The 24176-nt window shown below is 40.2% G+C and carries 20 protein-coding genes; 11 read left to right on the forward strand and 9 right to left on the reverse strand.

The annotated features are described in order from the left end of the window. Window positions 1–188 precede the first annotated feature (188 nt). The 8 genes from GNP35_RS04735 (at window position 189) to GNP35_RS04770 (ending at window position 9800) form a co-directional block, all read left to right on the forward strand. Window positions 189–719, forward strand: a complete 531-nt coding sequence (locus GNP35_RS04735) for a pseudouridine synthase (RefSeq protein ID WP_330997770.1) — start codon at window positions 189–191, stop codon at window positions 717–719. Between the two features lie 87 nt (window positions 720–806). Next, window positions 807–1934: a tRNA 2-thiouridine(34) synthase MnmA gene (gene mnmA / locus GNP35_RS04740; RefSeq protein ID WP_155694985.1), complete on the forward strand. Its 1128-nt coding sequence runs from the start codon at window positions 807–809 to the stop codon at window positions 1932–1934. 1 nt (window position 1935) lies between these two features. Next, entirely contained in the window at window positions 1936–2571 is a 636-nt protein-coding gene (hflD, locus tag GNP35_RS04745) for a high frequency lysogenization protein HflD (protein WP_155694987.1), read from the forward strand. Between the two features lie 9 nt (window positions 2572–2580). Next, window positions 2581–3951 carry an adenylosuccinate lyase gene (gene purB / locus GNP35_RS04750; protein WP_155694989.1) on the forward strand — a complete coding sequence of 457 codons (1371 nt, stop codon included), beginning with the start codon at window positions 2581–2583 and terminating at the stop codon, window positions 3949–3951. 109 nt (window positions 3952–4060) lie between these two features. Continuing rightward, on the forward strand, window positions 4061–5212 hold the full coding sequence (locus GNP35_RS04755; protein ID WP_155694991.1) for a cupin domain-containing protein: 1152 nt from the start codon (window positions 4061–4063) through the stop codon (window positions 5210–5212). A gap of 2 nt (window positions 5213–5214) precedes the next feature. Beyond that, on the forward strand, window positions 5215–5670 hold the full coding sequence (locus GNP35_RS04760; RefSeq protein WP_155694993.1) for a GNAT family N-acetyltransferase: 456 nt from the start codon (window positions 5215–5217) through the stop codon (window positions 5668–5670). 248 nt (window positions 5671–5918) lie between these two features. Next, the gene (locus GNP35_RS04765; RefSeq protein ID WP_155694995.1) at window positions 5919–6962 is read left to right on the forward strand and encodes a Leu/Phe/Val dehydrogenase; all 1044 of its coding nucleotides are present in this window, start codon (window positions 5919–5921) and stop codon (window positions 6960–6962) included. A 267-nt stretch (window positions 6963–7229) separates the two neighbouring features. Next, the gene (locus GNP35_RS04770; protein ID WP_155694997.1) at window positions 7230–9800 is read left to right on the forward strand and encodes a TonB-dependent receptor plug domain-containing protein; all 2571 of its coding nucleotides are present in this window, start codon (window positions 7230–7232) and stop codon (window positions 9798–9800) included. 177 nt (window positions 9801–9977) lie between these two features. Here the strand turns inward: GNP35_RS04770 and GNP35_RS04775 are convergent. The 9 genes from GNP35_RS04775 to sdhC form a co-directional block, all read right to left on the reverse strand. Next, window positions 9978–11182 (reverse strand): IS3 family transposase gene (locus tag GNP35_RS04775; RefSeq protein ID WP_155693596.1). Its coding sequence is split into 2 segments (ribosomal slippage): window positions 9978–10831 and window positions 10831–11182, totalling 1206 coding nucleotides; the frame shifts between segments, so codons are not numbered across the junction. 131 nt (window positions 11183–11313) lie between these two features. Continuing rightward, window positions 11314–12186 carry a succinate--CoA ligase subunit alpha gene (sucD, locus tag GNP35_RS04780; protein ID WP_155694998.1) on the reverse strand — a complete coding sequence of 291 codons (873 nt, stop codon included), beginning with the start codon at window positions 12184–12186 and terminating at the stop codon, window positions 11314–11316. After that, window positions 12186–13352: an ADP-forming succinate--CoA ligase subunit beta gene (gene sucC / locus GNP35_RS04785; RefSeq protein WP_155695000.1), complete on the reverse strand. Its 1167-nt coding sequence runs from the start codon at window positions 13350–13352 to the stop codon at window positions 12186–12188. Before sucC ends, sucD begins: the two co-directional genes overlap by 1 nt. A 145-nt stretch (window positions 13353–13497) precedes the next feature. After that, window positions 13498–14994: a 2-oxoglutarate dehydrogenase complex dihydrolipoyllysine-residue succinyltransferase gene (gene odhB / locus GNP35_RS04790; RefSeq protein ID WP_155695002.1), complete on the reverse strand. Its 1497-nt coding sequence runs from the start codon at window positions 14992–14994 to the stop codon at window positions 13498–13500. A gap of 15 nt (window positions 14995–15009) precedes the next feature. After that, complete coding sequence (gene sucA / locus GNP35_RS04795) at window positions 15010–17817, reverse strand: 2-oxoglutarate dehydrogenase E1 component (protein ID WP_155695004.1); 2808 nt, start codon at window positions 17815–17817, stop codon at window positions 15010–15012. A 125-nt stretch (window positions 17818–17942) separates the two neighbouring features. Further along, the gene (locus GNP35_RS04800) at window positions 17943–18656 is read right to left on the reverse strand and encodes a succinate dehydrogenase iron-sulfur subunit (protein WP_155695006.1); all 714 of its coding nucleotides are present in this window, start codon (window positions 18654–18656) and stop codon (window positions 17943–17945) included. 18 nt (window positions 18657–18674) lie between these two features. Next, complete coding sequence (gene sdhA, locus GNP35_RS04805; RefSeq protein WP_330997718.1) at window positions 18675–20441, reverse strand: succinate dehydrogenase flavoprotein subunit; 1767 nt, start codon at window positions 20439–20441, stop codon at window positions 18675–18677. Further along, entirely contained in the window at window positions 20441–20788 is a 348-nt protein-coding gene (sdhD, locus tag GNP35_RS04810; protein WP_155695008.1) for a succinate dehydrogenase, hydrophobic membrane anchor protein, read from the reverse strand. The genes sdhA and sdhD overlap by 1 nt, the downstream gene beginning before the upstream one ends. Beyond that, window positions 20782–21156 carry a succinate dehydrogenase, cytochrome b556 subunit gene (gene sdhC / locus GNP35_RS04815; protein WP_330997719.1) on the reverse strand — a complete coding sequence of 125 codons (375 nt, stop codon included), beginning with the start codon at window positions 21154–21156 and terminating at the stop codon, window positions 20782–20784. The genes sdhD and sdhC overlap by 7 nt, the downstream gene beginning before the upstream one ends. Window positions 21157–21537: 381 nt before the next feature. Between sdhC and GNP35_RS04820 the strand changes: the two genes are divergently transcribed. From GNP35_RS04820 to GNP35_RS04825, 3 genes are all read left to right on the forward strand, one after another. After that, window positions 21538–22824, forward strand: coding sequence for a citrate synthase (locus tag GNP35_RS04820; protein ID WP_155695010.1), 1287 nt, complete (start codon window positions 21538–21540; stop codon window positions 22822–22824). Between the two features lie 263 nt (window positions 22825–23087). Beyond that, the gene (locus tag GNP35_RS16015) at window positions 23088–23216 is read left to right on the forward strand and encodes a hypothetical protein (RefSeq protein ID WP_269139920.1); all 129 of its coding nucleotides are present in this window, start codon (window positions 23088–23090) and stop codon (window positions 23214–23216) included. 20 nt (window positions 23217–23236) lie between these two features. After that, window positions 23237–24166: an efflux RND transporter periplasmic adaptor subunit gene (locus GNP35_RS04825; protein WP_330997771.1), complete on the forward strand. Its 930-nt coding sequence runs from the start codon at window positions 23237–23239 to the stop codon at window positions 24164–24166. The last annotated feature ends 10 nt before the right edge of the window (window positions 24167–24176 follow it).

Raw genomic sequence — 24176 nt, forward strand, 5'->3', positions numbered from 1 at the left:
TGGGCAAAAACACAAATAATCAACGATTTGGTAAAAATAAATCGTCTAATTCTCGATCAGACAAATCCAGTTTTAGTGACAAGAGGACTTCGGGTGGTACCTACTCGTCTAATGCTAAAGCACGCCGAGGAAAACCTTCGAGTCAAAATAAGGCATCCGATCAACCTAAAGAGAATAGTAAAGTTGTTTTGTTTAACAAACCTTTTCAAGTATTAACACAATTTACTGATCAGGATGGTCGAGCAACATTAAAAGACTACATAGATATACAAGGTGTTTATGCAGCGGGACGGCTCGATAGAGACAGTGAAGGATTGTTAGTTTTAACTAATGATGGGGCTTTGCAAAATAAAATAGCGAGTCCAAAACACAAAACCACTAAGTGTTACTGGGTTCAGGTTGAAGGCGCTCCTACAGAAGAACAACTTCAACCATTAAGAGACGGTGTTGAACTAAAAGACGGTTTAACAAAACCAGCAAAAGTACAAAAAATAGCACAACCTGAATTAGTATGGTCAAGAGTTCCACCCATTAGAGAAAGAGCAAATATTCCTACAACCTGGTTAGAGATTACTATTTCTGAAGGTAAAAATAGACAGGTACGACGAATGACAGCCCACATAGGTTTCCCTACCTTAAGATTAATTAGATATAGGGTTGGAAACTGGACGCTGGATGGTATCGATGTTGGAACCTATAAAGTCATCGAAAAACCTTAAAAAGGGCCATTTCGAACTTACTTATTAATAGCGGTTTATGTTAGAATCCGCGCAAATTTTAACTGTCTGGAATAATTTACTGCACCTATGTCTGAGATTTCATCTGAAACGCTAAGCTTAAATGCAACAAAAAAAGTTATCGTTGGTATGTCCGGCGGTGTTGACTCATCTGTTTCTGCCTATCTATTGCAACAGCAAGGGTACCAGGTGGAAGGTCTTTTCATGAAAAATTGGGAAGAAGATGACGATGATGAGTATTGCTCAGCGGCCGAAGATCTAAAAGACGCGCAAGACGTGTGCGACAAATTAGGTATTGAACTTCATACGGTTAATTTTGCCTCTGAATACTGGGACAATGTTTTTGAACACTTTTTAGAAGAATACAAAGCAGGCCGCACCCCTAATCCAGACATCATGTGCAACAAAGAAATTAAGTTTAAAGCCTTTCTTCAATTTTCTGCAGAGATCCTTAGCGCTGACTATATTGCAACTGGCCACTATGTTCGCAGAACTGCTGACGACAACAATACCCAAATGTTACGTGGTCTTGACGACAATAAAGATCAAAGTTACTTCTTATACGCTATTGGCGAAAAACAAATAGCGCAAACTTTATTCCCTGTTGGCGAATTAGAGAAGCCGGAAGTAAGGCGCATTGCTGAAGAACAAGGTTTAGTAACCGCTGATAAAAAAGACTCAACGGGCATCTGTTTCATTGGTGAACGTAAGTTTAAAGACTTTTTACAAAAGTTTTTACCCGCTCAGCCAGGTGATATTGAAACGCCAGAAGGCGAAGTTATTGGTCAACATGAAGGTTTGATGTATCACACATTGGGCCAACGTAAAGGCCTTTTAATTGGTGGTTTAAAAGAGTTTAAAGATCAACCTTGGTTTGTTGTTGATAAAGACGTTAAGCGCAATGTATTAATTGTTGGTCAAGGTAAAAACCACCCTCTTCTGTTTTCTGATGGTCTTGTGGCAAACCAATTAAATTGGGTAGATGGCAAAGGCCCTCAAAACGCTATGCGCTTAACCGTGAAAACACGCTATCGCCAAGAAGATATACCATGCGCTGTGACGCCAGACTTGGAAAAAGGAACAATAAAAGTCCTGTTTGATACCCCTCAAAGAGCCGTAACACCTGGACAATCTGCTGTCTTTTATGACGGCGATGTATGTTTAGGCGGCGGTATTATTGAGCAGTACTTAAGATAATATGAGCGAACAAATGCGTAACCAAACAATAGCAATGGCTGCGCTTTGTGAAGCAGCCCTGCTCATTCAGCAAGTATCTAAAGGTCAGGCTTTTGATAGCCAGGCATTAGCGACGTTAGTTGGCGGTATTATGAATACCGCCCCTGAAAATGTTGACCAAGTCTATCCAAACCTAGCGTCTTTAAAACAAGGCAGCTACTTACTTGTTCACCAACTAAGCGGCCAAGCAACGAGTAAAGATGTAGAAGTGACTCGTTATTTGGCTGGCATGATGTCTCTATCAAAAAAGCTTCTTAATAATCAAACTGCTTTAACGGGCTTATCAACATCTTTAAAAGAGGTTGAGCGTCGACTGGAACATTTTGACATTACAGACGCATCAATTATTGGTAACTTTGCTGATATCTACAGCAAAAACATCAGCCCTATTGGCCAGAAAATTAAAGTCATCGGCACCCCACAAAATTTAAAACAACCCATCATCCAAAACCAAGTCAGAGCATTATTACTAGCAGGCGTTAGAGCCGCTGTGTTATGGCGTCAAATGGGTGGTAAAAGACGACAATTTATTTTTAGTCGCAATAAAATATTAAAAAGCGCAATTTCATTTAACAACGAATTATCATCAATCAGTTAAGAGGTCATCATGCAACTCTCTGCACTTACAGCAATTTCACCAGTAGACGGACGTTACGGTAGCAAAGCTTCTGAACTTCGCTCAATATTTAGCGAGTTCGGTCTTATTAAGTACCGCGTAGTAGTAGAAGTTCGTTGGTTACAAAGACTATCGAGCATTACTGAAATTGCAGAAGTTCCTGCTTTTTCAAATGAAGCAAATGCAGTATTGAACAAAATTGTTGATGAGTTTTCAGAGCAAGACGCACAGCGTATTAAAGATATAGAGCGCACTACCAACCACGACGTAAAAGCGGTTGAATACTTCTTAAAAGAAAAAGTAGCAGACAACGCTGAATTAACGGCCGTTAACGAGTTCATTCATTTTGCTTGTACTTCAGAAGACATTAACAACCTATCACATGGCTTAATGTTAACTGCTGCTCGCGAAGACGTAATTTTGCCATATTGCGACAAAATATTGTCTGAGTTGAAAGTACTAGCTAACGAATACAAATCTATTCCTATGATGTGTCGTACCCATGGTCAGCCTGCAACCCCGTCAACTATGGGCAAAGAAATGGCTAACGTTTTCATGCGCCTTAAACGTCAACGCAGCCAAATTGCCAATGTAGAAATACTAGGTAAATTTAACGGTGCTGTTGGTAATTACAACGCTCACCTTTCTGCTTACCCAGAACTAGATTGGCATGGTCAGTCTGAGCAATTTGTAACGTCATTAGGCTTAACGTGGAACGCATTTACTACACAAATCGAACCTCATGACTACATTGCTGAGCTATTTGATGCCATGGCTCGATTCAATACTATTTTATTAGACTTTGATCGTGACGTTTGGGGCTACATTGCAATGGGCCACTTTAAGCAAAAAACAGTTGCTGGCGAAATCGGCTCTTCAACCATGCCGCATAAAGTAAACCCAATTGATTTTGAAAATTCAGAGGGCAACCTTGGTATCGCTAACGCCATATTTGGACATTTAGCCACCAAACTGCCTGTATCAAGGTGGCAGCGTGATTTAACTGATTCAACGGTATTAAGAACTTTAGGTGTAGGCGTTGCTCACTCTATTATTGCATACCAAGCAACGCTTAAAGGTATGAGTAAATTAGAAGTAAACGAGCAAAGTTTATTAGACGAGTTAGACAACAACTGGGAACTATTAGCAGAGCCAATTCAAACAGTTATGCGTCGATATGGCATTGAAAAGCCATATGAAAAACTGAAAGACTTAACTCGTGGAAAAAAGGTTAACCAACAGGTTATGGCTGAGTTTATTGATAATTTAGAGCTTCCTGACTCGGTAAAAGCTGAACTTAAAACCATGACGCCAGCCAACTATATTGGTGATGCTGAGAAGTTTGTAGCGTTACTAGACTAAACTAACATACTGAAATGTTATTCATCGTATATTAATCCGATGAATAACAAATGATAAAAGCCAGTCAAAAGACTGGCTTTGTTTTTACTGAATAAGGCTAATTGTCATCATGAATATTAATTGGACCAACGTTACACAAGCAGACTTTATTAACCATTATTGGCAACAAAAACCTGTCGTTTTAAAAAATGCTATTGCTGACTTTGCTGATCCAATTGACGCTAATGACTTAGCCGGTTTAGCAATGGAAGAAGTGGTTGAGTCTCGAATTGTTAAACAAACTAATAACAAGTGGAACGTACAACACGGGCCATTTAAAGAGTTTGATGATTTACCTGAACAGGCTTGGTCCCTTTTAGTGCAAGGTGTAGACCGTTGGATACCAGAAATTTATAGCTTAAGAGAACTAGTTAGCTTCATACCTAAATGGAGCGTAGACGATGTGATGGTTTCTTACAGCGCCATAAATGGTGGTGTTGGTGCCCATCTAGATCAGTATGACGTTTTTATCATTCAAGGAAGTGGCTCACGACAATGGCAAGTAGGTTCAGTAGATAAAAGCTTGTCTCAAAAAGAAGTTGTGCAAGACTTGTTACAGGTCGATGACTTTAGCCCTATTATTGATGAAGTACTGGAACCGGGTGATATTTTATATATTCCACCTTTTGCTCCTCATTGCGGAGTGAGTTTAGAGCCAAGCCTGAGTTACTCAATTGGATTTCGTGCACCTAGTCAGACAGAGTTACTTACTTCTTTCGCCGATTTTATCTATGAAAATGAACAGGGTAAAACTAGATTTGTTAATGAGAATATAAACGATTCAGAAAGCCATGCTGGCTCTACCATGCCCGACTCTACTGTAAATGATCTAAAAAACTTCATGTTAGAAACATTACAAAACAACCAATTTGAAAAGTTTTTACATCAATTCCTAACGGAGCCAACTAGGGAACTAGATATCCTTCCAAGTGAGCAGGAATGGAGCGAAGAGCAACTTTCGCAACTACTTCAGTCGAGCAATATACGTATTAATAAAGTTCTAGCCTTAAAAACTTCTTACTTTATGGATGATCAAGGTCTGCATTTTTATTGCAATGGTACATATTTTAAACTGATTGATTCACAACAAGAATTTGTAAGTCTACTACACAGGTCTGAGTCTCTTGACAAATCTAATCTAAAAAGTTCCCTAACCCAATTAGAAAATATTTCACTTTTGACTACACTTATTAATACAGGTTATCTATTTATAGACGAGTAAAAATGAACTACAAAGCTGATAAAGTTTCGTGGAGGAAGTCATCAAAGGAAATTCGCGCCATTCGTGAACAAGTTTTTATTTACGAATATCAATTCCCACTAGAGTCAGAGTTTGACCACCATGATACACATTGCCAGCACGTTTTAGTGCGAGATGAACAAGGTGTCGCTATAGCAACAGGTCGGCTCTGCGACGACGGTAAAATAAGTCGTGTAGCGGTATTAATGAAACACCGCAATATAAAAGTTCGAAGACAGGTGATTAAAGAGTTATTGCAGTTAGCTAAAACTAAGGGTCTCAAAAAAGTATACTTTGACTCAAGACTAGATGAAGTAGATAAATATAAGGAACAAGGATTTGTTCCCACTGGCACTGTATACATGGATGCTGGCATTGCTAAGCAACCTTTGATGTGTGCGTTGGAATTATTTAAGATTGCCCCAACCGTACTTCACTAAAGCAAAAACCAATGCAATGATACTAGTATTCTGCAGTTGCTAGTTTTGTTTTCTTTTTCAATAGGCTCCGTCTCTACAAACTCTTAACTTTGCAATATTACTTTGCCCTGTTCCGTCCTAATCATGGGATATAATCTTTACAATAAAATGTGGTCTAACCAGTAACCTCTAACGTCAACTAGATTGCTAATTAATACTTCTCTGATAAAGTCCGTGAAAATTATTTATACCCACACATGGAGTTACCGTTGACTGTATTTTCCCAGCCTGAATTTGATAACCATGAGCAAATTGTTTTTGCAAATGATGAAGCAACCGGATTAAGAGCAATAATTGCCGTTCACAATACAAACTGTGGTCCAGCAGTTGGTGGCTGTCGCTTTTGGAACTATGATAATGACGAAGATGCTCTTGTAGACGTATTAAGGTTATCCAAGGGAATGACTTACAAAAACGCTTTGGCAGGTTTAAATTTTGGTGGTGGTAAAGCCGTTATTATCGGTGATCCTAAGAAGTTAAAATCAGAAGCCTTATTTAGAGCTTTTGGTAAAAAACTTAATAACCTAAACGGCACCTATTATTCAGCAGAAGACGTTAATATTACGACCACGGACATCATGCAAGCTTACCAAGAAACAGACTTTGTAGTGGGTTTAGAAGGAAAAAGTGGAAACCCTGCCCCTTTTACAGCTTACGGCACATACTTAGGTATAAAAGCAGCGGTTAAACATAAATTCAACCGTGAAAGTTTAGACGGCCTAACCTTCTCTATACAAGGCTTAGGATCTGTTGGTATGTACCTTTGCAAGAGGCTATTCGAAGAAAATGCCAAACTTATCGTTACCGACATTAATCAAGAGTCTGTGGAGAAAGCAGTTTCTGAATTTGGTGCGACTGCAGTTGGCCTAGATGAAATTTATGCCGTAGATGCAGATGTGTATGTCCCTTGTGCTTTAGGTGCTACTATAAACGACGACACTATTCCTCAATTAAAGGTTAAAGTTGTAGCGGGTTGTGCCAACAACCAACTGCAATTGCCTATTCATGGAGCGAAGCTGAAAGATCTCGGGATTTTGTATGCTCCAGACTACGCAATTAATGCTGGCGGAATTATAAATATCTTCTTTGAACAAGACGAAGATGGGTATTCTGCAAGCAAAGCCAATAAAAAAGTTGAAGAAATATACGATACCTTAACTGAAATTTTTGTTAGAGCAGATAAAGAGAACAAACCTACACACGAAGTTGCTGATATTCTTGCACAAGAAATCATCAAAAATGGTGGGAAATAGTTTTTCTAATACCCAGCTAAAATATAATTAATGGCAGAAATAAATCTGTCATTAATTATAAAAAGACAAGCCTAAAACCTCTTCCTTACCGCCCATTTTTGTACACTTATCGCATACAGATAAAAAAAACAGCCACAAACGTATAGTTTTTAACCATTTCGTTCACTTTACATCTAGCAAAATTTCTTTTTTCGTTGTAGGTTTAATTTGCCTTTGAAACAAAAACAACTAACAAAGGTACAAAAGAACAACAAAAAGGGAACAAACATGTATAAATTAAAGCCACTTTCCAAGGTATTGAAATATACTTTGCTATCTAGTTTATCTGTTGGTGCAGCAGTACCAACTCTTGCATTTGCTGAAGATGACAAAGTTGAAAAAAATATAGAAAAAATTGCTGTTGTCGGTACTCGTGCCGCTCCTCGATCAATTGGTGACTCCCCTGTTCCTGTAGATGTAATCAGTGCAGAAGAATTCAATAAACAAGGCTCTACAGATATGGTTTCTATGCTGCAAACCACTGTTCCTTCGTTTAACGTTAACGAACAACCTATCAACGATGCATCATCTTTAGTACGTCCGGCCAACTTGCGAGGCATGGCGGCTGACCACACCCTAGTTTTGGTAAATGGTAAGCGACGACATCGTTCAGCAGTAATTACTTTCCTTGGTGGTGGTTTATCCGACGGTGCTCAAGGACCAGATTTATCTGTTATCCCTTCTGTAGCTATTAAGCAAGTAGAAGTATTACGTGATGGTGCTGCTGCCCAATATGGCTCAGATGCTATCGCTGGTGTTATTAACTTTGTATTGAACGACGCTTCTGAAGGTGGACGATTTGAAGTTAAACACGGTTCTTATTACGAGGGTGACGGTGATACTTTACAAGTCGCTGGTAACATTGGCCTACCTTTAACTGACAAAGGTTTTGCAAACTTTTCTTTCGAATTTAAAGAAGCAGATCCAACAAGTCGAAGTGTTCAACGCGATGACGCAGCATCTCTAATCGCAGGTGGTAATAACTTTGTTGGAGACCCAGCTCAAGTTTGGGGTAATCCAGAGTTTAAAAATGACGTAAAAGTTTTTGGTAACTTTGGATTAGAGTTATCAAATGACTCTGAAGCATACATGTTTTTGAACTACGCAGAGCGTGAAGTTGAGGGTGGTTTTTACTTCCGTAACCCTCACAACCGTGGCGGTGTGTATGACGGTGGTACCAACGGTGATGACCAACAATTACTTCTAGTTGCTGATTTAACAGCTGACATGAGTGGTAATTGTCCAATGGACATCCAAACTGGTAGCAATGTATTAAACAATCCTCGTTACGTTGATGAAGTAGCAAATAACCCTGACTGTTTTGCGTTCAATGAGATGTTCCCTGGTGGTTTCACTCCTAAATTCGGTGGAAAGATCGTCGACTCATCAATTGCAGTGGGCACAAAGGGTGAAAGTAATGCGTTTATTGACGAGCTAATGTATGACATAAGCTTCTACGCTGGCTCTAATGAAGTTGACTTCATGATTAGCAATACAATTAACCCAAGTTTAGGGCCTGATACTCCTACATCATTTAAGCCGGGTAAATACATTCAGTCTGAGCAATCATTAAATATTGATTTCTCTAAGTTCATCGATAACTTTAATGATGGTGCACTTAACGTAGCAGGTGGTTTTGAATTCCGTCACGAATCTTATGAAAGCATTGCTGGCGATTATAAGTCTTGGGAAATTGGACCTCTAGCAGCGCAAGGCTTTGGTATTGGTTCAAACGGCTTCCCTGGTTTATCAGCTAAGAGTGCTGGCAAAAATGACCGTGATAGCTTCGCTACCTACATAGACGTTGAATACAACGTTACTGATGACTTTATGTTATCGGGTGCTTTACGATTTGAAGATTTCTCAGATTTCGGAAGCACTACAAAGGGTAAATTAGCAGGTCGTTACCAACTTAATGACGAATTTGCGATACGTGGTGCCTTTAGTACAGGCTTTAAAGCACCTACGATTGGACAATCAACTGTTCGAAATGTAACAACAGCCTTTGGTACTGACGGTGCACTTATTGACAGAGCGACATTACCACCAACAGATCCGATTTCAGTTCTTAAGGGCGGTACAGCTTTAACACCGGAAGAGTCTGAAGCAATTAGTTTTGGTGTTGTTGCTGAATTAGATAATGGTCTATTTGTAACTGCCGATTACTTCAATATCGACGTGAGTGACAGAATAGCAACAGTTTCTGGTATTAAATTAACGTCAGATGATATTGATTTACTGTTAGCTCAAGGCGTTCAAGATGCGTCTAGTTTCTCGGAAGTAAGTTATTTCACAAACGACTTTGATACGTCTACGGAAGGTTTAGATGTAGTAGCAAACTACAGCGCCGACTTTATGGATGGCGAAAACAAGTATGCGTTAGCGTATAACTGGACAAAAACTGAAGTAACACAGCATTCAGCAAACATCTCGACAGAACGTGTTCGCATGATAGAAGAAAACCTTCCTGAGCACCGCTGGAGCTTTACAACTACTCATTCAAATGAGGGTTGGAGAGCAATGGTTCGTGTTAACTACTTTGCTGGTATTTACGAGGATCACTTAGATTCTGCACTACCAATTGAAGATATCAGTGCAGAGTTCACTATTGATGCTGAAGTTGCCTATGATGTAACTGAGAGTTTTGAAGTGATTGTAGGTGCTAAGAACTTGCTTGATGAGACTCCAGATGAAAATACGATGTGGGATAATGAAGTTGCTGGTGCACAATACCCAGTTACAGCCCCAATCGGTATTAACGGTGGTTTCTACTACTTGAAAGGTGTTTATAAGTTCTAATTAGAATTACTAAATATAAATACTTTTAGTTTATTAAATTTTGAAAGCCCCGATTGGGGCTTTTTTTATGGCTATAAGTCGCCAACTACACGGCAAGCATAGTTTGAAAGCAATTATTCAATCATTATTGCATTGAAGATAGTGACCCGTCCTGAAATAGGTTGACACTTATTTCTTTTAAAACGCTCGATGAACTTCATCGGGCGTTTTGTATTTTAAGGCCGAGTGTGGCCTCTTTTGATTATAGATCGCTACTGACTCGGCGACCATTTTCTTTGCTTCATCTAAATCCTTTGGTTTGTGTAACAGATATTCAGATTTGAGTATTCCATTAATCCGTTCAGCTAAGGCGTTTTGATAACAGTCATATCCATCTGTCATCGAACACTTCACTCCGTACTTTTCGTGCAGACCTTGATACTCCGCAGAGCAGTATTGAACTCCGCGGTCTGAGTGATGAATCAAGTCTCCTTGTTTTGTTCGCTGTTTCAGGGCGCTAGTAAAAGCTTTTTTGACTGAGTTTGTTTTCATATGACTATCAACCTGGTATCCCACGATCTTTCGTGAGAATGCGTCAGTGATTAAGCTTACATATGACTCACCATCTCGTGTTGGCAGATAAGTGATATCGGCCACCCACAATTGCTCGGGCTGCACAGCCGAATAACCATTTTTTATTACATTGGGGTGACAATGAAACCTATGGTGACTATTGGTTGTTCGATGGTAGGCTCTTTTAGGGCTGACAAGCAGCCGTTTATCTCTTAATAAGTTGAAGAGATGGTCTCGACCAATAAAAATATTTTTACGGTTAAGTAGGTACTTGAGTTTGCGTGCTCCAATGCGAGGGTGAACAAGCCGTTCATTTCTAACCTGTTCAAGCACGGACGCTTCGTGTTTATTTTGAGCAGCCTGTCTTTTACCACGTTGGTATAAAGCTTGGCGTGAAATCCCCAGATAAAGGCACGCTTGAGTGACTGTTAGGCCCGGTATCACTTTATTCCGGATTACTTGCCCTTGGGCTTTTTTACAACACGTACTCCATAGTCTGTCTCCAATACATTAACAACGGCCTCAAAGAAGTCGGCTTTTTGTTTGGATTCAACCAGTTGCTGCTCGAGTTGCTTTATTCTCTGCTCTGGGGTTAATGTCGATTCAGGTTTTTCCATAATAGGCCCTTGTGTTAGGAACTTAGGTGTTCCCTTAGACCAATTTAGACGACCATGCTTCCTAAGCCAAACTAAAACAGTTGAACAACCTTGAATTCCATATAAGTCTTGGGCAACTTTATAGGTCATTTCACCTTTTTCTACCTGCTCGACAACAGATAATTTAAAAGCGAGGGTATAATCTTTTTGAGTACGTTTAGTGGTTGTTTTCATAACACTCTCCAATTTATTGATTGAAAAGTGTCAACGTTATTTAGGACGGGTCATAGTAGGCATAAAAAAAGCAGCCATATGGCTGCTTTTTTGTTGGTTCAATATACGTTAGCTAATGCTACGTTAATAGACTACCAGCCTGTTTTTTCTTTTAATGCTTTACCAATTTCAGCTAGTGAACGTACAGTTTTTACGCCCGCAGCTTCAAGAGCAGCAAATTTGTCATCAGCAGTACCTTTACCACCAGAGATAATTGCACCGGCATGACCCATACGCTTACCTTCTGGAGCAGTAACACCAGCAATGTAAGAAACAACTGGCTTAGTTACATTTTCTTTAATGTATGCTGCCGCTTCTTCTTCTGCTGTACCACCAATTTCACCGATCATAACAATCGCTTCAGTTTTAGGGTCTTTTTCGAACAACTCTAAAACGTCAATGAAGTTAGTACCTGGAATTGGATCACCACCAATACCAACACAAGTAGACTGACCAAAACCAGCATCAGTAGTTTGCTTAACCGCTTCGTACGTAAGAGTACCAGAGCGAGAAACAATACCTACACGGCCAGGCTTGTGGATGTGACCAGGCATGATACCAATTTTACACTCTCCAGGAGTGATTACGCCTGGGCAGTTAGGGCCAATTAGACGCACGCCTAATGTGTCACACACTACTTTTGCATCAAGCATATCTTGAGTTGGGATACCTTCTGTAATACAAACGATTAGTTTGATTCCAGAGTTAGCCGCTTCTAAGATAGAGTCTTTACAGAAAGGCGCTGGTACGTAGATAACAGATGCATCAGCACCAGTTTCAGCTACAGCTTCAGCAACTGTGTTGAATACAGGAAGGTCTAAATGAGTTTGACCACCTTTACCTGGAGTAACACCACCAACCATGTTAGTGCCGTATGCAATAGCTTGCTCAGAGTGGAATGTACCTTGAGCACCAGTGAAACCTTGACAGATTACTTTAGTATCTTTATTAATTAAAACGCTCATTATTTACCCTCTGCAGCTTTAACTACTAGTTCAGCAGCGCTCTGTAAGCTTTCTGCTGCGATGATGTCTACGTCAGAATTCGCTAATACTTCACGACCTTTTTCAGCGTTAGTACCTTCAAGACGAACAACAACTGGCACGTTAACGCCAACTTCTTTAACCGCACCAATAATACCTTCAGCGATCATGTCACAACGAACAATACCACCAAAGATGTTTACTAGAACTGCTTTAACATTGTCATCAGATAAAATGATCTTAAATGCTTCAGCAACACGCTCTTTTGTCGCGCCGCCGCCTACATCTAGGAAGTTTGCTGGGCTGCCACCGTTAAGGTTAACAATGTCCATTGTACCCATTGCAAGACCTGCACCGTTAACCATACAGCCAACGTTTCCGTCTAGAGCTACGTAGTTAAGTTCCCATTTTGCAGCATCAGCTTCACGCGCGTCTTCTTGCGAAGGATCGTGCATTTCTTTGATGTCTGGGTGACGGTAAACAGCATTGCTATCGATTGCTACTTTAGCGTCTAGACAATGTAAGTCACCAGCTGGTGTGATAACTAAAGGGTTAACTTCAATTAATTCAATGTCTTTTTCTTTGAAAAGCTTAGCAAGACCCATGAAGATCTTAACAAACTGACCTACTTGCTTACCAGAAAGGCCTAGTTTAAATGCTAAGTCACGACCTTGATAAGGTTGTGCACCTACTAATGGATCGATTGTCGCTTTAAGAATCTTTTCTGGAGTTTCTTCAGCAACTTTCTCAATCTCAACACCACCTTCTGTAGACGCCATGAATACGATACGACGGCTAGAACGGTCTACAACAGCACCAAGATATAACTCTTGGTCAATGTCAGTACATGTTTCAACTAAGATACGGGTAACTGGTTGGCCAGCAGCGTCTGTTTGATAAGTAACTAGACGTTCGCCTAACCACTTTTCAGCAAATGCTTTAATTTCGTCTTTAGTTTTTACTAGTTTAACGCCACCCGCTTTACCACGGCCACCGGCGTGTACTTGCGCTTTAACTACAAATTCTGTTCCGCCGATTTGGTCAGCTGCTGCTGCCGCTTCCGCTGGAGTCTCGGCTGCGATGCCTTTAGATACAGGAAGCCCGTATTGAGCAAACAATTGTTTACCCTGATATTCATGCAAATTCATGATGTTCTATCCATCTCTGTTATAAGTAAAAGGCTACACTACTTATGCAGCCATAATTAACAAGCGGGGCTATTATAGTTAACCCCTCAATTAGTGCAATAAAAGGTAGGTTAAATTACCGATTATTGCGTTAATTTTCGCGTAATTAGATATCTAGTAGTAATCGAGCAGGATCTTCTAGTAACTCTTTAACTGTTACTAAGAAACCAACTGACTCTTTACCGTCTACTAAACGGTGATCGTAAGATAGAGCTAAGTACATCATTGGTAAAATTTCAACTTTACCGTTTACCGCCATAGGGCGATCTTGGATTTTATGCATACCCAAAATAGCTGTTTGCGGTAAGTTAATGATTGGTGTTGATAACAGTGACCCAAATACGCCACCGTTTGTGATTGTAAAGTTACCACCTTGCATTTCTTCAACTGTTAGCTTTCCGTCACGGCCTTTTAGGGCCAATGCACGAATGCCATTTTCAATTTCAGCAAAGTTCATTTTATCGCAATCACGTAAAACTGGAGTAACAAGACCACGTGGAGTTGATACCGCAATACTCACGTCAAAGTAGTTGTGGTAAACAATATCATCACCGTCAATAGAAGCATTAACTGCAGGGAATCGTTTAAGTGCTTCAACTACAGCCTTAACATAGAAAGACATAAAGCCGAGACGAGCACCATGGCGCTCTTCAAATACGTCTTTATATTGTTTACGAAGGTCCATGATTGGTTTCATGTTGATTTCGTTAAACGTTGTTAACATAGCCGTTGAGTTTTTAGCTTCTAACAGACGATTAGCAATTGTTTTACGTAAACGAGTCATTGGAACACGTTTTTGCGTTCTATCGCCCGTTGGCGCTTGAACAGCGGCTTGTGGTGCTGGTGCAGATTTCGCTGGTTTGCTTGCATTACTTGCAAACGCTTCAACGTCTTCTTTAGTAATTTTACCGTTTTTACCAGACCCTTTAATTTTACTTGCGTCTAAGCCTTTCTCAGAAACTAAACGACGGACAGAAGGAGACATTACTTCATCTCCAGGTTCTGCTTCGCTATCGCTTTCTGAGCTAGATGATGCTGCTGGTGCAGCTCCGCCCGCTGTGATTTCTGCGATATCTTGTTCGCCAAGAACCGTATCGCCTTCACCATTAGTTATCTTGCTGATAACGCCGGCTTCTGGTGCTACAACTTCTAAAACCACTTTATCAGTTTCGATATCAACTAAGTTTTGATCGCGTTCAACTGTGTCACCTTCTTGAACATGCCACGTAGCAATTGTCGCATCTGCAACAGACTCAGGAAGAACTGGAACTTTAATCTTTACAACTGTCGTTTCTTTAGTTTCTTTAGTTGCTTCAGCTTTTGAACTGTCTTTTTTAGGTGCTTCACTTGATGCTGGCGCAGAATCTGCTGCTCCAACTTTTGCAATAACTTGCTCACCTAAAACGGTAGCACCCTCTTCTTCTAATATTTCAGTAATAACACCGTCGTCTGGTGCAACTACTTCTAACACAACTTTGTCTGTTTCAATGTCAACTAAGTTCTGGTCACGAGATACTTTATCTCCAACCTTTACGTGCCAAGTAGCCACTGATGCGTCTGCAACTGATTCAGGTAATACTGGAACTTTAATTTCAGTAGTCATGGTTAATCCTTGAGATTATTTAATCGTTAATGCGTCGTTGACCAACGCTTGTTGTTCTTTAGCATGGACAGAAGCATAACCTACGGCTGGAGAAGCTGATGCTACTCGACCTGCATAAGTTAGGTTTGCGCCCGATGGAATTGAATTCCAGAAATGGTGTTGACTACAATACCAAGCACCTTGGTTTTGTGGTTCTTCCTGACACCATACAAAATCTTTAACATGGCTATATTGCTCAATAACCTTGTCCATCTCTTCATGTGGGAATGGATAAAGCTGTTCAACACGAACAAGTGCCACATCATTTTGCTCATTTTTACGACGTTGATCTAGCAAGTCGTAATAAACTTTACCTGAACAAAATACCACTCTCTTAACATCTTTAGGCGCGATATCATCTATCTCGCCAATTATGTTTTGATAAGTGCCTTCTGCTAGTTCTTCCATAGTAGAAACAGCTAAAGGATGACGTAACAATGATTTAGGAGTCATAACAATCAAAGGTCGACGCATAGGTCTGATTGATTGACGACGGATCATGTTAAATACTTGAGCTGGTGTAGTAGGTACACATACCTGCATATTATGGTCAGCACAAAGTTGTAGGAATCTTTCAAGTCGAGCTGATGAGTGCTCAGGCCCTTGGCCTTCATATCCGTGCGGTAGTAACATAGTAAGTCCGCATAAACGTCCCCACTTTTGCTCACCTGAACTGATAAACTGATCGATTACAACCTGAGCTACGTTTGCAAAGTCACCAAACTGTGCTTCCCAAATTACTAGTGAATCTGGTTCTGCAGTGGCATAGCCATACTCAAATGCTAATACACCCACTTCTGATAATACGGCGTCATAAATCTCAAAGCGACCTTGGTCTTCTTTGACATTTTCTAACGGTGTATAAGTAGAAGCGTCTTCTTGGTTATGCAATACAGCATGACGGTGGAAGAAGGTACCACGGCCAGAATCTTGACCTGTAAGGCGGATGTTTGTGCCTCGGTCTACGATATCAGCATAAGCTAGTGTTTCTGCAAAACCCCAGTCTAGTTTTTTATCGCCATTAAGCATCTTAATACGTTCGTCGTATTGTTTTTTAACACGCGAATGTAACTTGTGGCTTTCAGGGTAACTAGTAATCTTCGCACCTAGGTCTTTTAACTTTTCAAGTTCAATTGACTTGGCATAGTCAATATCCCAATCATGACCTAAGTAAGGCGCCCAATCAGCAGAATGCTGTGTCATAGGACGCTTTTCTTCTACCGTGCATTCACCCTTATCTAAGATGGCTCGATAGTCATCCATTAATCCTTTAACTTCGTCATCAGAGATGGCATTTTCGCCTTTCAACTGTTCAACATATAAAGCTCTAGGTACTGGATGCTTTTTAACTTTTTTATACATAAGAGGCTGAGTTGCGCTTGGCTCATCTGCTTCGTTATGACCATGACGTCGGTAACAAACTAAGTCGATAACAACATCACGGTTAAATTTATTGCGATAATCAACGGCTATTTGAGAAACCAACGCAACTGCTTCAGGATCATCAGAATTAACATGAAGAATTGGCGCCTGAACCATTTTAGCAATGTCAGTACAATACTCAGTTGAGCGAGTATCTTCACTGTTTGATGTTGTAAAGCCAACTTGGTTATTTACAACGATACGAATGGTCCCGCCTACTTTATACGCTCTAGTTTGAGACATATTAAAGGTTTCTTGCACCACGCCCTGACCTGCGATTGCTGAGTCACCGTGAACGGTAATAGGCAATGCCTTTAAGCCAGTTTCGCAGCCACGACGGTCAAGACGAGCTCTTACAGAACCCATAACAACCGGGTTAACAATCTCTAGGTGAGACGGGTTGAAGGCAAGTGCTAAGTGAACATTGCCACCTGCAGTTTCAAAATCTGACGAATAGCCTTGGTGATATTTAACGTCACCCGCTGTAAGATTTGGGTCTACTTTGCCGCCAAACTCTTCAAATAATTCACCCGCTTTTTTACCAAGAACATTCACAAGAACGTTAAGTCTGCCTCTATGGGCCATACCAATAACGACTTCTTTTTGACCTTGTTCACCAGCTGCGTGAATAATTTCTTTAATCATTGGGATTAGCGCATCACCGCCTTCCAATGAAAAGCGTTTAGCGCCAGGGAATTTAGCACCTAAATACTTTTCTAAACCATCTGCGGCTACTAGGCCTTTTAGAATACGAGTCTTAATTTCTTTGGAGAAAGATGGTTTACTTTTAATTGATTCAAGCTTTCCTTGAATCCAACGTTTCTCATCTGTGTCCGTTATGTGCATATACTCTGCACCAATAGAACCACAGTAAGTTTGTTGAAGTGCTTGATAAAGATCGCCTAGAGGCATTTTATCTTTACCTACAGCAAAAGAACCAACATTAAACTCTTTAGACTTATCAACATCCGCTAAATCGTGGTGTTCAAGAGACAGTTCTCGAACTTTCTCTCTATCCCAAATGCCTAATGGATCGAGATTAGCGTTTTGGTGACCTCTAAAGCGAAACGCGTTGATTAGCTGTAACACTTTTACTTGTTTTTCATCAGCTTGATCTGCCGCAGAAACCACGACGCGATCTTTCGTTTTGGCAAGCTGAGCAAATAAGTCACGAACTTCTGAATGCTTTGTTTCAACCGACACGCCTTGAACTTTTGGCAGTTGATCAAAAATTTCACGCCATTCATCACCAACTGACGTTGCATCATCTAAGTACAGTTCATACATCTGCTCAACATATACCATGCTGTTAGCTGATAAGTGTGAACTATCTAGCCAAGTTTGCATAACACCTTCGTGCATTAGATATATATCCTTGTAAGTCTTAACGACTTTTTATTACAAAAATTAAAATAAAAAAGAGCCCTTCCAAGTAAATGGAACGACTCTTAGTGTTTAAAGTATAACCGCTGGACACTCTGCCAAGATTAGACTGACCTCTGCAACAACATTGATTTAATATGACCAATCGCTTTTGTTGGGTTTAAACCTTTAGGACAAACATTAACGCAGTTCATGATACCGTGGCATCTGAATACACTGAATGCATCATCTAAATCGGCTAAACGCTCGTCCGTTGCAGTATCACGACTGTCGATTAAGAATCGATAAGCGTGTAACAAACCTGCAGGTCCGATAAATTTATCTGGGTTCCACCAGAACGATGGGCATGAAGTTGAACAACATGCACATAAAATACATTCATATAATCCGTCTAACTTGTCACGCTCTTCAATAGATTGAAGGTGCTCACGCGCAGGCGGTTGTTTATCATCGTTAATTAGGAACGGCTTAACTTTCTCGTATTGAGTGTAGAACTGAGTCATGTCAATTACAAGGTCACGTACTACAGGTAAACCAGGTAATGGACGAACGACAATAGTTCCTTTACCTAAAGCTGAAAGTGGTGTGATACAAGCCAAACCATTTTTGCCATTCATGTTCATGCCATCAGAGCCACAAACACCTTCACGACAAGAACGACGATAAGCTAACGTTGGATCCTGCTCTTTTAATAAATTAAGAGCATCTAAAACCATCATGTCCTGACCTTCTTCAACTTCAAGTTGATAGTCTTTCATGTATGGTGCGTCATCAACGTCAGGGTTATAACGGTATACTGAGAAATTCAAAGTTTTCATAATTCGTTATTTACCTTATTAATAAGTTCGCGCTTTAGGCGGGAACGCTTCGCGGTATTTTGGTGACATATTGACATCACGCTTGCTCATTTCTTCAGAGTTTGGATCGTAAACGCTGTGACATAACCAGTTTTCATCATCACGGTCTAAGAAATCTTCACGGCTGTGAGCACCACGGCTTTCTGTACGGAAGTTAGCGGCAACAGCTGTTGCGTAAGCAGTTTCCATTAAGTTATCTAACTCTAAACATTCAATACGCTGTGTATTAAACTCGCTAGAATTATCAGAAAGTTTCGCATGTTTTAAACGTTCACGAATTTCTTTAAGTTCAGCTAGACCTTGTGCCATCGCTTTACCTTCACGGAATACCGAGAAGTTAAGTTGCATACAGCTCTGTAGATCTTTCTTAATTTGTACTGGGTCTTCACCGTCTTTGTTGTTTTCCCAGCGGTTGTAACGTTCTAGAGCTGCGTTAATATCGTCTTCAGAAACGTCAGTTGCGCCTTTACCTTCACCTAGATATTTTTCTAGGTATTGGCCAGCAGCACGTCCGAATACAACTAAGTCAAGCAGTGAGTTACCGCCTAAGCGGTTTGCGCCATGAACAGATACACATGCAATTTCACCAACAGCAAATAAACCTTCAACTTCTTTAAATGATCCATCTTCTGCTTTAGTTAAAGCTTGACCATTTACGTTAGTCGGTACACCACCCATCATATAGTGACAAGTTGGGATTACTGGAATTGGTTCATCTGCAGGGTGTACGTGTGCAAATGTTTTTGATAATTCACAAACACCTGGTAAACGCGACTCAAGCGTTTCACGACCTAAATGGTCGAGTTTCAACTTAAGATGTGGACCTTGAGGACCATCACAGCCACGACCTTCACGAATTTCAGTCATCATTGAACGTGCAACAACGTCACGAGACGCTAAGTCTTTTGCGTTTGGTGCGTAACGTTCCATGAAGCGTTCGCCATCTTTATTTAACAGATAACCACCTTCACCGCGACAACCTTCTGTTACCAATGTGCCTGCACCAGCTATACCCGTTGGGTGGAACTGCCACATTTCCATATCTTGTAACGCAACACCGGCACGAACTGCCATACCAACACCGTCACCAGTATTAATATGTGCATTAGTAGTTGAAGCATAAATACGGCCTGCTCCACCTGTTGCTAGAACAGTTGCGCGAGCTTTGAAGAAAACAACTTCGCCGCTTTCAATATCTATCGCGGTACAACCTACAATCGCACCACCTTGATTTTTAACTAAATCAAGTGCGTACCATTCGCTGTAAACGGTTGTTTTATTTTTAACATTTTGTTGATACAACAAATGTAATAATGCATGTCCAGTACGGTCAGCAGCAGCGGCAGTACGAGCAGCTTGCTCTCCACCGAAGTTTTTAGACTGGCCACCAAATGGACGTTGATAAACAGTACCGTCTTCGAAGCGAGAGAAAGGTAAACCTTTGTTTTCCATTTCTAAGATTGCTTCTGGGCCTGTTTTACACATGTATTCAATTGCATCTTGGTCACCGATAAAGTCTGAGCCTTTAACAGTGTCATACATGTGGTATTCCCAGTTATCTTCGTGCGCATTACCTAATGCAACTGTAATTCCGCCTTGAGCAGAAACAGTATGGGAACGAGTTGGGAACACTTTAGAGATCAAGGCACATGACTGCCCTGATTCAGAAATTTGCAATGCGGCACGCATACCCGCGCCACCTGCACCGATTACTACGGCATCAAATTCTCTTACAGAAATACTCACTACACACCCCACAAAATAAATAGACCGGCAACAACGTAAGCCAAACCTATAGTATTAAGAATAAAGCTTAACACTACGCGAACTGTCGCATTCTTCACATAATCTGTTAGCACTTGCCACAAACCAATGCGAGTATGAACCCAAATACATAGCAAAGTAATAAATGTGAATATCTTCATGCCTAAATTGGCAAATAAACCAGACCATATTTCATAAGTCATCTCTGGTGTCGATAAAAACACATATAAAATAAAGAACGTGTAAGCTGTCATCAGCAACGCAGTTGCGCGCAACGATACGTAATCCTGTACACCGTCTCTTTTTAAAGAAGCTTGATTGATTACCATATCCATACTCCAGCTAATATTACTGTTACAATCCAAATAGCAATCGCCAATTTGGCACTTAGGTTACCTGACTCCAACTCTTCCCAATGTCCCATATCCATTACTAAGTGACGTAAGCCACCAATAATATGGTAAGAAAGTGCTGCCAATGTACCAATCGCAATAATCTTACCGATTACGCCTTGCATTAGCTCTTTAGCTAATTCAAAACCTTCAGCAGATTGAAGAGAAATGGCCCAAACTACGATAACGAAGATCAGAGCGAAGAACATTGCTACACCAGTTACACGGTGAAGAATTGACGCATTCGCCGTAGCTGGCATTGAAATGGTAGTCAGATCTAGATTTACAGGTCTTTGTTTTTTCACGATTACATGCCTATCAGAGCTGTTTATTTATAGAGTATACCGTTGAAGTACACCAATGGTTTTGTCGAGCTTGAAATTTTTTAATTATTCTAAATAAAGCTCAATAACAGTACCTGCATACGAGTGCAGTACATGCAGTATATATAGCGATTTCAGATATATCAATTTCTGTTTAAATTTAACGTGTTAAAGCGCAATAATTATACACTCCTTTTGAAGCAGTGAATAATAATTGAACATTTGTGCAATAAAATTGACTTTTTACTCTACTTTAGAGTTACAATGGCGTGATTTTTTTAATGACTTATTTAATTATTTCATTTTCTTCTATACTGATGACTATGATTAATTAAAACAACTACATATTCGAGGAGAACATGCATGGCAGATAAAAAGGCCACAGTTCAAGTCACTGGACAAGAACCATTTGATTTACCAATAATGTCAGGCACTGCGGGCAACGACGTAATAGACGTTCGTACTCTAGGCGCTCAAGGCGTATTTACATATGATCCGGGTTTTTTGGCCACTGCTTCATGTCAATCAGAGATTACTTTCATTGATGGCGGTAAAGGCGTTTTATTACACCGCGGTTATCCAATTGAACAACTAGCTAACGACTCTTCTTATTTAGAGTTATGCTACTTGTTGTTGCACGGAGAGTTACCATCTTCTGAGAAACTTGAAGAATTTGAAGAAACAATTACTCATCACACTATGGTGCATGAGAAAATTGCAAACTTCTTCCACGGTTTTGTTGTTGATGCTCACCCTATGGCGATGCTTTGTGGTGTTGTAGGTGCATTATCGAGCTTTTATCATGATGACTTAAGCATTACAGACCCTGCTCAGCGTAAGCGCAGCGCTTACCGTTTAGTTGCTAAATTGCCAACTATTGCAGCGATGGCTTACAAATACAGCATCGGTCAACCTTTTGTTTATCCGAAAAACAAACTGTCTTACTCAGAAAACTTCTTACATATGATGTTCTCTGTTCCTGCAGAAGACTACGAAGTAAATCCAATTATTGCTAAAGCAATGGATAAAATATTCATGCTTCATGCAGACCACGAGCAAAACGCGTCTACTTCTACAGTGCGTTTAGCAGGTTCATCTGGCGCAAACCCATATGCATGTATTGCTGCTGGTATTGCATCTTTATGGGGCCCTGCACACGGCGGCGCAAACGAAGCTTGTTTAACTATGCTTCAACAGATTGGTTCAGTTGATAGAATCCCTGAGTTTGTTGCAAAAGCCAAAGATAAAGCGGATCCGTTCCGTCTGATGGGCTTTGGTCACCGTGTTTACAAAAACTTCGACCCACGCGCTAAAGTAATGCGTGAAACGTGTCACGAAGTTTTAACTGCATTAAAAATTAACGACCCACTACTAGATGTTGCTATGGAACTAGAGCGTATTGCTCTAGAAGACCCATACTTCGTTGAAAAGAAACTATACCCAAATGTAGACTTCTACTCAGGTATTATTCTTAAAGCGATTGGTATTCCAACAAGCATGTTTACAGTAATATTTGCTATGTCTCGTACTGTTGGCTGGATAAGCCACTGGGACGAAATGTTAAGCGAAAAAGGTCAGAAGATTGGTCGTCCTCGTCAATTGTATACTGGTGCTCCTAAGCGTGACTACGTAACTGTTGATAAACGATAACTCTAGTTATTAATTAAAAAGCAGCCACTTGGCTGCTTTTTTTATGCCTAAAATCAATTAGATCTAGACATTTACTTCCCACCAACTTAGCCAATATCACTAACTTTTAGTCAAATTTTTCAACTAATTAGTTTTTACTAAATACAAAGTTCTAAAAAAAACACATTAAACAACATAAGCCACTGTTATATAACACTTTTAATAAATGGCATGACATATGCGATAGAGCCTGTAATAAATAGCATTAAAAATGGAATATAATAATGAGCACTTATCACCTTCTTAAAAAACTGTCCTTTTACACCTTACTATCACTTTCTATTGTTTCTATACAAGCTTGTGAAGATGCAACCGCTTCTTCGGATAACGCAGCGGAAAAGAAGAGATTGTAAAGGTCCCCGTAGAAGCTGAGATAGCGTCAAGACAAGATATTGGTAGCTATTACGCTGCGAACGCGGTACTTGAAAGTAGAGCCGAGGCCGATGTTATTAGTAAGGTCCAAGGTTTAGTAGAAGAAGTTTATGTCGAAGAGGGAGATTTTGTAGAGAAAGGTCAACTCTTGGCAAAATTAGATTCATCTCGTTATGTACTAGCGTTGCAACAAAGAGAGGCTGACTTAGCGCAAGTAAAAAGTGAGTTACATCGTTTAAACTCCGCAAAAAATCAGTCGCTTATTAGCGCTGATGCTCTAGAAAAACTAGAGTGGCAGTACAAATCTCTACAAGCTTCAACTGATATTGCTACGTTAGACGTAAAAGAAACGGAAATACTAGCCCCAATAAGCGGTTTTATATCTAATAGATATGTAAAGGTTGGTAATTTAGTTCACCAATATCAGCATCAAAATCTTTTCAATATTGTTGCTCAAGACAAACTAGAAGGTGTTATTTATTTGCCTGAAGGTAGGTTACCAGAAGTCAAAAAGAATCAACCCGTTCAGCTTAAGTTACCTGCTATTGGCGCTCAGTCGTTTAACGCGCACATAAGTCGAATAAGTCCAGTTATTGATGCAAACAACGGTACATTCAAAGTGGTCGTTGAAGTTGCGAATTCAGACAACTTATTAAAACCAGGTATGTTTGCCGAAGTGAATATTCAGCTAGGGCTACATAGTAATGCCTTAGTAGCGCCTTCACGCTCAGTCATCTCTATCGATAACAATGACTATGTTTATAAAGTGATAGATGGCAAAGCCGTTAAAGCAAAAATTGAAGCGGGCTATCGACATAGTGGCTTAGTGGAAGTTTTGTCTGGTGTTTCAGACGAAGACACATTGATTGTGGCCGGCCACAATAATTTGAAAAATGATGCATTAGTTTCAATTGTATCGGTTCAAGAGTAAAGGGACAGAC

This window comes from Psychrosphaera haliotis, assembly GCF_009728465.1.
In the GTDB taxonomy this organism is placed as follows: Bacteria; Pseudomonadota; Gammaproteobacteria; order Enterobacterales; family Alteromonadaceae; genus Psychrosphaera; species Psychrosphaera haliotis.